Here is a 13898-nt window from a genome sequence, read left to right as displayed (position 1 = left end):
ATTCTATGATTCGGCCTTATCTCAAGGTCACCAAGCCGGGCATTATCATGGGCAACCTGATCTCGGTGGCCGGCGGCTTTTTCATGGCCGCCCGCGGCGACATCGACTGGTCGTTGATGTGGGCCACCGTTTTCGGGTTGTCACTGGTGGTGGCGTCCGGCTGTGCCGTGAACAACTGCATCGACCGCGATATCGACGCGCGCATGCGCCGCACTCGAAACCGGGTCACCGTGACCGGCGAGCTGCCGGCACGCACCGCGCTGATCTATGGTCTGGTGCTGGGCGTGGCGGGCTTTGGCCTGCTGGGCTGGTTTACCAACGCCGTGGCCACCGGCTTTGCCGCCTTTGGTTATGTGGTGTATGTGGGCTTTTACAGCCTGTGGCTGAAGCGGACCTCGGTGTACGGCACCCTGGTGGGCAGCCTGTCCGGCGCGGTGCCACCTGTGGTGGGTTACTGTGCGGTGAGCGGGCAGTTTGACGCCGGTGCCGCCATTTTGCTGCTGATGTTCAGCCTGTGGCAGATGCCCCATTCCTACGCCATTGCCATTTTCCGTTATGAGGATTATGCGGCGGCCAATATTCCGGTGCTGCCGGTGGCGGAAGGGGTGGCCAAGGCCAAGCGGCAGATCGTGCTCTATATTGCGCTGTTCTGCCTGGTGACCGTGTTGTTGCCGCTCAGCGGTTACACCGGCCTTACCTTTATGACCGTGGCCTGCGCCACCAGTCTGTGGTGGCTGGTAATGGCCTTTAACGGCTATCGCCGGGGCGCCGAGGAGCTGGGCTGGGCCCGTCGTGTGTTTGTGCTGTCCATTGTTACCATCACCGCCATCAGCATCACCATGGCGTTTGACTTTCGCACCGCGCCCGAGGCGTGGCTGGCGATGTCGTTGTAAATCGTTTTCCGTTTCTCTCCCATTTGGCCGAAACGGCAGCCGCCGTTTCGGTCCTTTTTTTCCTGTTTTCTTCTTGCTGCATTTCGTTCTGCCGGCGCTCAGGTCATGGAATGGAGCCCAATCATGTTGCCTTCACTGTCGCTGATCAGCGCAATAAAACCGTAAGGGCCAATGGCGAACTTGTCCCGAATCAGGCTGCCACCAAGACTGGCGGCGCGGCCGGCGGGTTCGGCGCAATCGTCGCAGTGCAGATACACCAGGGTGCCGCCGGGACCCGGACCGACACCGTCCATTTTCACCAGGGCACCGCAGGCGCCCTGGCCCTGCTCTTCACCGGGGAACAGCCACATTTCCGGCCAGTCGCCTTCCGTCTGCTCCATCGGTTCCAGCGTGATTTTGAGCAGTTTTTCATAAAAGGTACGGGCGCGGGCCAGGTCGGCCACATAGATTTCAAACCAGACAACGGGGTTCATGACGTTCTCCTTGAAGCGTGCGGAGAGATCAGTATAGGAGCTCGCCGGTGCTGGCCTACACTTTGGCGATGATGTTCCGTTGCAAAGGCGAGATCCCATGCTGAGGCCCCGTGTTACCCCCAGCCGGTTGCTGCATCAACACCAGCCGCTGGCCGGCAAGGAGATAGGGGTGCTGTGCTGGAACACCCAGAAGCTGACCCAGGATGTGCGCTTTCATCACAGCCTGGCAGAGCTGACCGGGTTGTATCCTACCAGCCTGCTGTTGCTGCAGGAGGCCCGGCTGGCACCGAGGGGCGAAGCCTGGCTGGACGGCTGGTCCTGGGCGGTGGCCCCCAATATGCAGACCCGCACTCAGCTGTTTGGCGTGCTGACCGCCGGACGTTGCGCCTTTGATGACATAGTGCCGCTGCTGAGCCGCAGCCGGGAGCTGCGTTTTGCCACCCATAAAAGTCTGATGCTGACCCGCCATCCGCTGCCTGAGGACGGCACCCTGCTGGTGGCCAATATGCACGCCATCAACTTTGTGCACGCCGGCCTGTTTATCAGCGAAATGGAGTTGCTGCGAACCGAACTGCTGCGCCACCAGGGTCCGCTGATCGTGGCCGGCGACTTCAACGCCTGGAGCCGGCAGCGGCGGCTGTATCTGCGTCAATTCTGCCGGGCCGTGGGCCTGCGCCAGGCGGTGATGGAAAACCCCCACCATGTGAAGAGCTATCTGCGCCAGCCCCTGGACTTTATCTTCTATCGGGATCTGCAGCTGCGCTCGGCCACCGCCATCAATATGCCCGGCGTGTCGGACCATAATCCCATTCATGCGAATTTTCTGCTGTGAGCGAAAATTCGCCGGTTTAGCCGCTAAATCCTTTAAGGGCGGGTTTTGGTTGGTTTTTTCACGGTAAATACAAGGTTAAAAAGGTTATCGTTCGAAGCCGGTTCGGCCCAGTGACAAACCTTGACCCAGCGTAATATGCTTTTTTTGACCCGTTAGTCAGTATTGTTTTCGACATCAGGTGAAGGTTACAAAAGGATTTATTTCACCGCTCACCAATGTCGCAAAGAACGCCTTGTTTCACTTTATGTATACATAATTGATGCTGTTTTGTATCCATTGTTTTGTGTGTACATTGACCCTGTCCGCGGCCCACCAGCCTGAATGCCACTCTGGTTGCGGGCGTTTTTCGCAGCGGTCACGCCAGTCGTGAACCAAGACGTCAAGCACATAATAAGGAAGATAAAAATGCAAAAAGCCAAATGGGTTATTTCCGCAGCTGCACTGGTACTCGCCGCGTCCGCCAACGCCGGTTTCGGTGGCAACCACTCGTACAACAACAGCTACGACAACGGCTACGCCAATGTTGAAGTGAACAAGACCGTATCCGAAGACGGTACCGTGTCTTTCACCAAGACCGTCACCAAGGCCAACGGCGAAACCTATACCTACACCGTTGACAAGCAGGTGACCGAAAACGGTGTAACCATCAACAAGAACGTGAACGGTCAAGAGTACTCCTACAAGAAAAACTTCGGCCGTTAATCAGCCGGCTTGTCAGTGAGTAACGTAAAAGGGTGCTGATTGCAGCACCCTTTTTTCATGGTTAACCGGTAATTCTTACGATGCGCGCGATTCTTTCCCTTCTTCTTTTCACCGCGCCGGCCATGGCGCTGACCTGGAGCACCGACGATCGACAACAGATGTTGGCGTTTCACGGCAAAATTCAGCAGGATTTCGGTGCCCTGGGCTATCAGCAGGGCTACCAGGCCGAATCCTTTGGCGGCGATACTCATGCTTCGCTGGGGCTGTCCGGTGCCGGCCGGCTGAACGAGCAGGTGATCCTGATTGGTGAACTGAGCTGGGATCTGCTCAGCGACTCCCGTTACGGCGACCAAATTTACTCGGATGAAGCCTGGCTGGGTGTGCGTATCAGGAACGAGCTGGAGCTGACCGTCGGGCGCAGCGACAGTCCCTTTAACCAGTTGCGGGATCTGACCGACGTGTTCAATCTGTTTGGCGGTCACGGCTATATGGCGACGTCCACCCTGGACGATCAGATCAAGCTGACCTGGGCCAGTGACGGCTGGGATGTGCGCGCCGGCTATGCCGCTAACGACGCCGACAGGCAGGATGGTAACAGCGGGGTCAAATCCCAGTATGGTGCCTCGGCCGGCTATCAGGCGAACAACGGCCTGGGCATTGTGCTGGCGGCGGAAAACCAGCACCAGGGGGCGCCCAACGGCGATATTCGCGACCTGGCACTGGGCCTGAGTTACCGGACGCCGGGCGGCTTTTATGCGGCACTGACCCGGGGCCGGGCCGATTATCAGGACGTGTGCTGGGTTGGGCCGGGCTGCATCGACCGTTTTCGCTTTGAGTACTGGGAAGGGGTGCTGTCCTACAGCTATAAGCAGCTGGCCCTGGGCCTGGGCTATAACCGGCTGAGCCTGAAGCAGCCCGCTCGCGCGCGTTGGGAAGACAAGGTGATCCTCGCCACCGAATATTATCTGATGCCCAGGGCCAAGGTGTATGCCGAATATCTGGTGAACCGCGCCGACAGTGAAGACGATCTCTACGGCGTGGGGCTGCAGTATTACTTCTAAAAGACATAATCGGCTCAGACGTAGGCTGGCAATGAGCGAAGCGAATTCCAACATTGCCGTGGCTGACATGTTGGGATTCGTTCCTCATTCCAAGCTACCGCTTTCTCGAGTATCAGGGAGACTCATTAACCCAAAATAATATGGGGCAGGTAGCGGGACAGATCCTGAGTGATGGGACTGGTGTCTTCGCGCATGGCGATGCCGGCGGGGGCGTCGTCCACCAGCCAGCTGCCTACCAGCGCATGGCGGCCGCCAAACACCGGCAGCGGGTGCCAGGCCTGAATGATCATGCCTTCCTCGCCGTAGGGGCCGTCTACCTCGGCCACCACCTCGCCATGGCGCACGATGCGAATATTGGCCCCTTCCCGGGAAAACAGCGGCTTCTGCACGTATTCGTGCAGTTGTGAACGGGCGGGATCGTCGCCGAAATAGGCGGGTAACAGGTTGGGGTGGCCGGGAAACTGCTGCCACAGCAGCGGCAGCAAGGCCTTGTTGGACAGCACCGACTTCCACATGGGCTCCAGCCAGTTGACCCGGCTGGGGGTGAGGTGTTCGGCGTATTGCTCTTCAAACATGAACTCCCAGGGGTAGAGTTTGAACAGCCAGTCGATGGTGTTGTTCTGGCTGTCGGTCAGCCAGCCGCCTTGCCCCAGGCCGATGTCTTCCACAAACACAAAGGCGGTGTCGAGCCCGGCTTCCCGGGCGCAGTCTTCCAGATACTGCACCGTGCCCCTGTCCTCATCCGTGTCCTTGCAGCAGGAGAAATGCAGCCGCTGGCCGGGATGGTCTTTAGCCAGTCGGGCAAAGCGACGCACCAGCCGCTCCTGCAGCAGGTTGAACTGATCCGCGTCCCGCCTGAGCCAGCCCGCATCGACGTTGTCTTCCAGCCACAGCCACTGCCAGAAGGCGGTCTCAAACAGGCTGGTGGGAGTGTCGGCGTTGTTTTCATACAGCTTGGCCGGGCCGCGGCCGTCGTAGGCCAGATCCAGCCGGGAATAGAGGCTGGGATCGCGCCTGTGCCAGGAATCGGCGATGTCCTGCCAGCGGGCCGCCGGCAGGCCGCAGCGGCGCAGCAATCGTTCGTCGCGCACCACCCGGTCCACCACCTCCAGGCACATCTGATGCAGCTCTGCGGTGGGGTCTTCCAGGTCCCGCTCTATCTGGGCCAGGGTGAACTGGTAATAGGCGGTCTCGTCCCAGTAGGGCTCGCCATACATGGTGTGAAAGCCAAAGCCCAGTTGTTCCGCCTGGGTGCGCCAGTGGGGGCGTTCCCGGTGACCGACCCGCAGCATCAGCCGCCCCAGCCCCGGGAACGGCTGCCGGAGCGCTTGCTGCTGCTCCAGCTGCTCTTGGCCTGGGCGGTGGAGCCAAAGCCGCCCCGGGAAATGGTGCGGGTGACCTTGGGCTTGGGTTTGAGCGCGTCCCGGCTGACCGGCATGCGTTTGCCGTAACTGGCCTTGCCCAGCCGGTAGCCGCCGGCCGTGGTCCAGTGGCCGTAGTAGGGAGAGTAGGGGTTGTAGGAGGTATAAACCGGCTGGTGAATATAGCGATCCCGGTCGAGCAGGCGGCCAAACATAAATCCGGCCATGGCGGGCATAAACCAGTTGTTGCCCTGATATTGGTAGGGCACGCAGTTGCCGCCGCCGAAGTCGGCTTCACAGTCGTATTGACGGTCGTATTTGGGGGCGGTGTCGGCAGATTCGGCCAGGGCCTGCTGATAGGCGGCCCGGCATTGTTCGGCCAGTTCCGGATTGTCGTTGTGGCAGTCGTCCGGCGACTGATATACCTGCACCTCGGGCTCGTTCTGGCCGCAGGCACTGAGCAGCACCGAGCCGGCCAGGGCGGCGCCCACCGGCTTGCCGATGCGTTGTGTCATGCTGGTCAACAGCTGGCGTCGGGAGCGTTTCATGGGCCCTCCTCAGTAGGTGATGCAGGCGGCGTTGATCAGGCCCACGGCCACCGACAGGCCACCGACCACGGCGCCGGCGGAGACCTGGCCGGCGCAGATGCGTTCGGACACGCGAGGCAGAAAGATCAGCCTGACCAGGGCAAAGGCCAGCAGCTGGGCCACCAGCGCCACCACGCCCCAGACAACAAAATCGAGCAGCGACACCGAGTTGGCGGCGGCGCTGGCGATGGCCAGGGAAAATCCGATAACGGCGCCCACCAGGGCAATTGCCGCCGCCAGGTTCTGATTTTCTCGAATCAGCCGCCATTCGTCCCAGGGGGTGATCAGCACATAGAGCCACTTGAACACCAGCAGCATGAGTATGGAAAGGCCGAAATACAGCACAAAGGGGCCTAGGCCCGAAAGAGAAGTCAGCAAGGCGTCCATGGATATCCTTTTATTCCGTTTTGAATATGAAAATCTGTCATTTTTTGCAGGAGTCGTAGGTTGGAATGAGCCTCGGCGAATTCCAACAGGTCACCGCCGCTTTCATGCCGGAATTCGCTTCGCTCATTCCAGCCTACTTTGCTGATCAAGGCCGACAAGCATCAGCTTACAAACCGAAAATCCGTCGGGCTCAGATCGATGCCGGTGGCCAGCACCAGGCTGCGTTCGGGGCGAGGGCCGTTGAGCTTTTCCTCGCCGGCCACCATCAGCATTTCGGCGTCGTCGTTGTTCAGGGGGCGCTCATACAGCATCACGAACTGATCGGTGTCGCTGCGGCCACCATTGTGCAGCCAGGTGGTTTCGGTCATGGCTACCGGCCGCGTATTGTCCCAGGCCTTGCTGAAGGCCTGGCCATCCAGATCCCACTCGGGCTGCACCAGCTCTTTCTCCAGCAGGCGGTTCCAGGCGGCGTCGCCGTCCACCGGCCGGGTCTGGTAAAAGTACCAGAGCTTGACCTCGGACACACAGTCGTCGGTGGTGCCGCCGCTCAGCAGCACCTGTACAAAGCCGTCATCGTCGGTGTAAAAGCGCAGCAGCTGGTGGCTTTCATCCAGCATCACCCGGCCCACCGCCTGAATGATTTGGGTGCTGGCGGCACCCTCAAAGGTCACCTGATCTTCCAGCAGCGACAGCCGCAGGGCGTCCAGCTCGATGCCGCCGCCCAGGCGCAGCCCCAGCACTTCCGGGGCCGGCTCGCGCTCGGGCACGGCGGGCTGCATTTTCTTTTTCAGCCAGTCGAACATGTTAGTTGCCCCGTCTGTTTGTTGCCGGTTCGGCTCGTGGCATCGCCGGCGGAGTGTGTTGCTCGGCAGCGCCGGTTATTTGCCAAGAATGCGGGCCAGCTCGTCTTCGGCCCCGGCCGACTGGCTGCCGGTGATGCCGGCGCTCTTCAACTTTTGTTCCAGGGCGTCGCCACTTTCGCTGGCGGCGCGCTCGGCGGCCACGTCCAGCTCGGCCTGACGTTGGGTCTGCTTCTGCTTGATGCGATCCAGGGACTCCACCGCGGTTTTCATGCGCGAGTTGGCGCCGGTGTGGCGGGACGACACCGCCGCCTGGGCCTTTTGCACGCTGTCGGTGGCCCTGACCACATCCAGCTGTTGTTCCAGCTGGCGCAGGCGATTCTTGGCGGTGCCGATATTGTCTTTCAGGGTTTGCTCGGAGGCGGTGAACTGTTCCAGATAGGCGGTTTCGGCGTCCTGCTCGTTTTTCAGCTCGCTTACCCGCTGGGCACATTCCAGCGCCAGGTCGCGGTTTTCCTTGGCCATGGCGGCCCGGGCGTGGCCCTCATATTCGGCAATGCTGGCGCCGATGGCGTCCACCTTTTGCTGGGCCAGCTTGCGCTTGGCCATGATGCCGGTCAGGGCCTCGTCGGAGCGGCGCAGCTCCTGTTTGGCTTCACGAATTTCCTGCTCCAGAATGCGCAGGGCCTGGCTGTCGGCCACGGCTTCGGCGGCTTCGTTGGCACTGCCCTTGATGGCGGTGACCAGTTTTTTCCATACGCTCATGCGCTGACTCCTTGCAGATGATCCTGATAGAGCTCGAGAAAGGCTTCGGTGTTGCGGAACAAAGTTTCCACCTCGATGAGCACGCTCTCTTCCTTTGATCCCGACGACAGGGCACCAAAGGCAATGTAGTAGTCGTCGCCGTTGATATGACTGATGCCCACCGTGGTCAGGGGAAACAACTGATGGGTGCGTAATATGGTGTCGTTGAGGGCGGCGGCATGGCTGACGGCGCTGGCGGGAAACAGCAGGGTTTCGGCGATGATTTGCTCGCCGGATACCGCCAGAAAGGCGTCCAGCCCTTCTTCATTGGTTACCAGCAGGGAGTCGTGCTCAAGTGAACAGCGCCAGCCTTGGTGTTTGGCCAGCAAGTCGTGCAGTTGTTCCAGGTTCCAGGACATGGGGTGCTCCGTGTTGTATGGGCCATAACCCAGACAAGATAGAACAAAGATGGTTCCAAAAGCTACACGAATCAGGATGTTGTTTAAGCGCGTTGCGAGGGCAGGGCGCTGCGGCTGTCGGGTTGGCAGACCGTAGCAATGAGACCGGCGAGGTCCGAAGGGACCTCGCCGAAGTGGGATCAGGTGGCGCTCTCGCTCACCGTCTTGCCTCGGGGCGCCTCGGTGACGATGCCCTGCTCATAGGCCATGGCGTGGGCCATGCGCGGACCGGTCCAGAGCACCGGCAGCAGCAGCAGCGACACCGGGGCCGCGGTGATCACGATAAAGGACTGCAGCGCATTGATGCCGCCTTCGCCCATGCGCAGCAGCACCGCCGCTACCAGCCCCATGGTCAGGGCCCAGAAAATGCGCTGGCTGGTGCGCGGGGTGTGGTCGCCGCTGATCGCCATGGCGATGGAATAGGCCATGGAGTCACCCGTGGTGGCCACGAAGATCACCGTGAGCACCAGAAACGCGGGCACCATCAGCTCGGCCAGGGGCAGTTGCTGGGTTACCGCCAGCAGGGCCGCGGGCAGGCCGCTTTCCTGCAGCGGGCCCGACACCACGCCGGCGGCGGCCTGCTCGTAGAAGATGCCGGCGCCGCCGATGCTGGCAAACCAGAAGTTGGTGACCAGGGGCGCCATGATGGCCACCGCCATCACCAGCTCGCGCAGGGAGCGGCCTCGGGAGATACGGGCGATAAACAGCGCCATCATGGGGCCGTAACCGATAAACCAGCCCCAGAAGAACAGGGTCCACCAGCCCAGCCAAGCGTCGTCCTGCCGGTTCAGGGCCATGGGCATAAAGTCCTGCAGATACACGCCCATGCCGTTGAGGAAGGCGTCAATGATGAAGTTGCCCGGGCCCGCCAGCAGAATAATGGCCAGCAACACCACCGCCAGCACCACGTTGGCACTCGACAGCCACTGAATGCCCTTGTCTATGCCGGTAGAGGCCGACAGGGTGTAGATAAGCACCAGGCCGCCCAGAATCGCCAGTTGCAGGCCGTAGCTGTTGTCCCAGCCCAGCAGCGCCTCAAAGCTGAAACCCAGCTGGGTGGCGAGAAAACCGATGGGGCCAATGGTGCCGGCGGCCACGGCGATAATGGAGACCACGTCGGCCAGGGTGCCCAGCCAGTGGCTTTCCACCTTGTCCCCCAGCAGTGGATAGAGCAGGGTGCGTGGGCGCATGGCCAGCCCCTTGTGATAGTGGGCGTACACCACCACGATGGCCGACAGGGTGCCGAGGGCAGCCCAGGCCAGAAAACCCCAGTGCATAAAGCTCTGGGCCAGGGCGGCCGACACCGCCGACACGCCGCTGTCGGCGTCGGCAAACAGCGGCGGCGTGGTCACAAAGTGATACATGGGCTCGGCGGCGGACCAGAATACGCCGCCACCGGCCAGCAGGGTGCACATGATCACCGCCAGCCAGCGAAAGGTGGAGCTGTCGGGGGCCACGGCGCCGCCCAGGCGAATGTCACCGTAGCGGGTCAGGCCCAGCACCAGGGCAATGACCAGGTTGGCCAGCATCCACACCTGCCACAGAGGACCAAATACATCAAGGGTCCAGGCAAAGCCCTGGTTAATCCATTGGGTCATTCGTTGCAGGTCAAAAAAGGCGAGGATCACGAAAAGAAGCAGGAAGCCGCCGCTTAGGCCGGCCACCAGCCTCTGCTCGGTAAAGCTGAGGTTGGAAACTTTCATCAATTCACTTTGTTCAATGCATGAACGCGCCAATTGTACGGAAAAGGCGCTAAAAAGTGAAATTTGATTAGAATGCAAAACAAACGGCCGGCACGCCATTACCGGAAGATAACGGCGGAAAAGTGCCGGCTTGATAAGATAATATTCTGTTTATAGAGGGTTTTTGTTGGTTTTGTGCAAGCTTACTGCAGTGCTTTTTCCATGTGCACATGCACGATGCCGGCATCAAGAAATTCGTCTCCGTAAGGAGTGAAGCCCAGCTTTCGGTAGAAGCCGGTGGCGTATTTCTGCGCCCCCAGATATACCCGCTCCTGGCCCCGGCGAGCGGCTTCGTCCACCAGTGCCTGTACCACCCTGGCGCCCAGTCCCTTGGCGCGGAATTCCTTGCGCACGGCGATGCGACCGATATGGCCGTCGTCCAGCATGCGGCCGGTGGCCGCCCATTCGCCATCAACCTTGATCAGCACATGAAGGGCGTCTTCATCCAGGCCGTCGAACTCCAGCTCCGGACTGATGTGTTGCTCCTGAATAAACACGGCGTTGCGCACGGCGCGAATGGCTGGCTGGTGCTCGTGATCAAAAGAGACGAGTTCAATGTGCATGGCTGACTCCAGGTATTAATTGATAAGGGAAAGACACCATCATGTTATCCGGGTTTGTGCAAGTATGCAGGCTTTGTGCGTAGCCTTTGGCCATATCAGGCCCCGGCTACCTCATTCGAAGTCAGGACGCGCCACTGGCCCACCGGCACATTCAGCCGAATGTTGCCGATTTGCTCCCGGTGCAGGCCGGTGACCCGGTTGCCGACCGCCGCAAACATGCGCTTGACCTGATGAAAACGGCCTTCGGTAATGGTCAATAACACCTCCCTGGGAGCGATGGACTCCAGCCTGGCCGGCAGGGTGGGGGCGTTTTCTCCCTGTAATTGCAGTCCCTGGGCAAAGCGGTGCGCCACCTGCTCATTCAGCGGATCCCGCAGGCTGACCCGGTATACCTTGTCACATTGCCGCTGAGGGTGAGTGATATTGAACGACCAGCGGCCGTCATCGGTCAGCAGCACCAGGCCGGTGGTGTCGGCATCGAGGCGGCCGACAATATGCAGCTCGTCGGGCTTGTCTATGTTCAGCCCGCGAAACAGCGACGGATAGGCTCCGTCCACGTTGGAGCACAGGGTACCGGCGGGCTTGTGCATCATAAAGTAACGGGAAGGCCGGGGCTTGAGCCGCTGGCCGTCCAGGGTAATGTGGTTGTTTTCATGCACCTGGGCCGCCTCATGGGTGACCGCTGCGCCGTTGACCACGGCAAGGCCTGCATGAATGGCCCGTCTGGCCTCGGCCCGGCTCAGCTCGGTGCTTTTGCAAATGAATTTATCGAGTCGCATGGCGTTCAGGGTGCTGGCAAAGAGCGCCATTATCGCACGACAGCCACCAAACCTTCAGCTCACGCCGGCGTTATGTGCAGGGCCAGCGTCCGGCACAGGGGAAGCAGGTTGTCATCGGTCAGGCCGGTGATAAAGCGCTCGGGAATGCCCGACAAGCCGCACTGCGCCCCTGCCAGGGCGCCGGTGAGCATGGCCCGGGCCTGATTCTGACCGCCGCCGTTGATGGCGTGCAGCACCGCCGATTCAAAGTCATCATGAAAACGCGCCGCCAGGTAATAGACCGCGGGCAGCACATGATAGCTGGCGCAGGGCATGCCATAGACCAGCGACACCTTCCAGGCCGGTTCAATGCGCACCCCGGGATCCAGGGCGGCCTGGGCCACACAAGAGGGCGTGAGCAGGGCATCGGGGGAAGCGAAGTTGCCGGCCCGGGATGGCTCGGCGCCGGGGGCGGGCGGGTTCAGCCTCTGGGTGGTAACCGCATGATAGGGCAGCTCGCCGCTGGCAACCAATGCCATCAGCTTGCCCGAGAGTTCCCCGTTCAGGGGCTGGCCCTGCACCAGCTGGCCGAGCACGGCGCCATAGGCCACCGTCATCGCCAGTATGCTGTCGTCACTTTGGGTGATCACCCCATTAGCCGCCACGGTGTGCGCCAGCCGGGCGGGCTGGGTGGCGTAGCGCACCGCCAGCGCCAGGGTGCGTTCAATGGCTTCCGTGGTGTCGGCATGGCCGCCGCAGTCGCTCCAGGGCAGTCGTTGCTCCACCCGCTGGTGCCAGGCATCCCGTATCGACTGGCTGGTGTAGCCGCCGGGGCCATTGCTGGGGGTGCCATCCAGCAGCAGCAGCAGTTGCTGGTCAAGCCGGTGGCAGAAGTCGGTGTGATCGTAGCCGTTGCAGTCCACCAGGGAGCCCAGCAGCAGCTTGAGAATAAAGGCGGGCTGAGCGCCGTCGCCGGCCCGCAGCCCCTGGTGATAACGGCCGGGCAGGGGCGTGGTGTAGTCGCTGATCCAGTGGCCGTGATCCCGGCGCAGGGCGCCGAGATCGTAATACCAGTGCGGGCCCACGCCCAGCGCCTCACCGATAAAGGCGCCCATCAGGGCACCGGCGGCCCTGTCCTGCAGTGGCGTCATGCTCTCTTCCTCATGATGATGGATCTGTCCTCACTATATGCCATGGCGAGGAATGCCGGGCCGTCCTGAAAGCCACGTCAGCAGAATTGAGTTCAGACCGTGGCGGCCCGTGTTCAGTGGCCGGGCTCGCGCACTCGGGCCAGCAGCACGGCCCCGAGCACGAACAGCACCAGCAGGCTGAGGATGGACAGCCGATTGCTGCCGCTCACCAGAGCCACCACCCCCACCAGCAGCGGGCCCAGCACCGCCGCGAACTTGCCTATCATGTTGAACAGGCCAAAGTAGGCGCCGGCCTGATCGACGGGGATCAGCCGGGCGTAGAAGGAACGGGACAGCGCCTGAACCCCGCCCTGCACCAGACCGATGGCGCCGGCCAGCAGGAAGAATTGTCCCTCGGTCTGCATGGCGTAGCCGCCGGCGGTGACCAGCGCATAGACTAGCAGCCCCAGGTAGATGGCCCGTTTGGTACCGATGTACTCGCTCAGGTAGCCAAAGGCCACGGCGGCGGGAAAGGCGACAAACTGCACCAGCAGCAGGGCGACGATCAGGCTGTTGCTGGCAAAGCCCAGGGCCATGCCGAAGTCCACCGCCATACGGATGATGGTGTGCACCCCGTCGATATAGAGCCAGTAGGCGATAAGGAAGGTCAGTACCCCCGGGGTCTTGACCGCCCGTCTCAGTATGGCCAGCAGGGCAGCGAAGCCGGTGTCGGTGCCGGCGCTGACGGGTCTCTCCTTCACCCAGAGGAATAGCGGCAGGGCGAACAGCGTCCACCAGGCAGCCACCATCACGAAGGAGACCTTCACCGCCTGGGTGGCCGAGGTCAGGCCGAACCATTCGGGCTTAGTGGCCATCAGTACGTTGAGTGCAAACAGCAGGCCGCCGCCCAGGTAGCCCAGGGCGTAACCCCAGGCCGAGACCCGGTCGCTCTCTTGCGGAGCGGCCACGTCCACCAGCAGGGCGTCGTAGAAGGTGAGGCCGCCAAAGAAGCCGACGCTGGCGGCGGCGAACAGCAGCGCCGCCAGCAACCACTGGCCCTCGCCGGCCCAGAATAGCCCCAGGGTGGGCAGCACGCCGATCAGGGTGAACAGCAGCAGCAGGCGCTTCTTGGCTCCGCGCCGGTCGGCCACCGCCCCCAGCCAGGGGGACATCAGCATCACCAGCAGGCTGGCTGCCGAGCTGAACAGCCCCAGCCAGAAGGTGCTTTGGGCTGCCGCCATCTCTCCTGCCCAGTATTGCTTGAACAGCACCGGAAAAAAGCCGGCCAGCACCGTGGTGGCAAAGGTGGAGTTGGCCCAGTCGTACAGTGCCCAGGACCAGGCGGCACGGTTTTTAAGGGTAAGGGTGGTCATGGCAATGTCCTTGTGCCGAACGCGATGCTCTCAC

16 protein-coding genes are annotated in these 13898 nt (G+C 61.5%); 4 read left to right on the top strand and 12 right to left on the bottom strand.

What is annotated here, in order from left to right; translation table 11 throughout:
* The first annotated feature begins 5 nt into the window (after positions 1-5).
* Complete coding sequence (gene cyoE, locus B6S08_RS12655) at positions 6-893, top strand: heme o synthase (RefSeq protein ID WP_094201173.1); 888 nt, start codon at positions 6-8, stop codon at positions 891-893.
* A 98-nt stretch (positions 894-991) separates the two neighbouring features.
* Here the strand turns inward: cyoE and B6S08_RS12650 are convergent, their stop codons facing one another.
* Complete coding sequence (locus tag B6S08_RS12650) at positions 992-1366, bottom strand: VOC family protein (protein WP_094201172.1); 375 nt, start codon at positions 1364-1366, stop codon at positions 992-994.
* A gap of 97 nt (positions 1367-1463) precedes the next feature.
* Here B6S08_RS12650 and B6S08_RS12645 point away from each other — a divergent pair, with 97 nt between their 5' ends.
* From B6S08_RS12645 to B6S08_RS12635, 3 genes are all read left to right on the top strand, one after another.
* Positions 1464-2198, top strand: coding sequence for an endonuclease/exonuclease/phosphatase family protein (locus B6S08_RS12645; protein WP_094201171.1), 735 nt, complete (start codon positions 1464-1466; stop codon positions 2196-2198).
* Between the two features lie 405 nt (positions 2199-2603).
* Complete coding sequence (locus B6S08_RS12640; protein ID WP_094201170.1) at positions 2604-2900, top strand: hypothetical protein; 297 nt, start codon at positions 2604-2606, stop codon at positions 2898-2900.
* 80 nt (positions 2901-2980) lie between these two features.
* Positions 2981-3961 carry a porin gene (locus B6S08_RS12635; protein WP_342744147.1) on the top strand — a complete coding sequence of 327 codons (981 nt, stop codon included), beginning with the start codon at positions 2981-2983 and terminating at the stop codon, positions 3959-3961.
* A 125-nt stretch (positions 3962-4086) separates the two neighbouring features.
* On the opposite strand, the gene B6S08_RS12630 is transcribed toward B6S08_RS12635, so the two are convergent.
* The 11 genes from B6S08_RS12630 to B6S08_RS12580 form a co-directional block, all read right to left on the bottom strand.
* Positions 4087-5253, bottom strand: coding sequence for a glutathionylspermidine synthase family protein (locus B6S08_RS12630; RefSeq protein WP_094201168.1), 1167 nt, complete (start codon positions 5251-5253; stop codon positions 4087-4089).
* The gene (locus B6S08_RS12625) at positions 5253-5870 is read right to left on the bottom strand and encodes a DUF1190 domain-containing protein (RefSeq protein ID WP_094201167.1); all 618 of its coding nucleotides are present in this window, start codon (positions 5868-5870) and stop codon (positions 5253-5255) included. The genes B6S08_RS12630 and B6S08_RS12625 overlap by 1 nt, the downstream gene beginning before the upstream one ends.
* Positions 5871-5879: 9 nt before the next feature.
* Positions 5880-6296: a DUF350 domain-containing protein gene (locus tag B6S08_RS12620; protein WP_094201166.1), complete on the bottom strand. Its 417-nt coding sequence runs from the start codon at positions 6294-6296 to the stop codon at positions 5880-5882.
* 161 nt (positions 6297-6457) lie between these two features.
* Positions 6458-7099 carry a YjfK family protein gene (locus tag B6S08_RS12615; RefSeq protein WP_094201165.1) on the bottom strand — a complete coding sequence of 214 codons (642 nt, stop codon included), beginning with the start codon at positions 7097-7099 and terminating at the stop codon, positions 6458-6460.
* Positions 7100-7174: 75 nt separating this feature from the next.
* Positions 7175-7861: a PspA/IM30 family protein gene (locus tag B6S08_RS12610; RefSeq protein ID WP_094201164.1), complete on the bottom strand. Its 687-nt coding sequence runs from the start codon at positions 7859-7861 to the stop codon at positions 7175-7177.
* A complete protein-coding gene (locus tag B6S08_RS12605) occupies positions 7858-8259 on the bottom strand; it encodes a DUF2170 family protein (protein WP_094201163.1) in 402 nt (133 codons plus the stop codon). Before B6S08_RS12605 ends, B6S08_RS12610 begins: the two co-directional genes overlap by 4 nt.
* 179 nt (positions 8260-8438) lie before the next feature.
* Positions 8439-10001 (bottom strand): BCCT family transporter, encoded by a 1563-nt coding sequence (locus B6S08_RS12600; protein ID WP_094201162.1) that lies wholly within the window; start codon positions 9999-10001, stop codon positions 8439-8441.
* 182 nt (positions 10002-10183) lie between these two features.
* Positions 10184-10603 carry a GNAT family N-acetyltransferase gene (locus B6S08_RS12595; RefSeq protein WP_094201161.1) on the bottom strand — a complete coding sequence of 140 codons (420 nt, stop codon included), beginning with the start codon at positions 10601-10603 and terminating at the stop codon, positions 10184-10186.
* A 95-nt stretch (positions 10604-10698) separates the two neighbouring features.
* Complete coding sequence (locus B6S08_RS12590) at positions 10699-11412, bottom strand: pseudouridine synthase (protein WP_245849859.1); 714 nt, start codon at positions 11410-11412, stop codon at positions 10699-10701.
* A gap of 29 nt (positions 11413-11441) precedes the next feature.
* Positions 11442-12512, bottom strand: a complete 1071-nt coding sequence (locus B6S08_RS12585) for an ADP-ribosylglycohydrolase family protein (RefSeq protein WP_094201160.1) — start codon at positions 12510-12512, stop codon at positions 11442-11444.
* Between the two features lie 113 nt (positions 12513-12625).
* Complete coding sequence (locus B6S08_RS12580) at positions 12626-13864, bottom strand: MFS transporter (RefSeq protein WP_094201159.1); 1239 nt, start codon at positions 13862-13864, stop codon at positions 12626-12628.
* Positions 13865-13898 lie beyond the last annotated feature (34 nt).

This window comes from Oceanimonas doudoroffii (assembly GCF_002242685.1).
Taxonomy (GTDB): domain Bacteria; phylum Pseudomonadota; class Gammaproteobacteria; order Enterobacterales; family Aeromonadaceae; genus Oceanimonas; species Oceanimonas doudoroffii.
The sequence above is the reverse complement of the archived record's forward strand: the minus strand, read 5'-3'. Positions and strand labels throughout refer to the sequence as shown.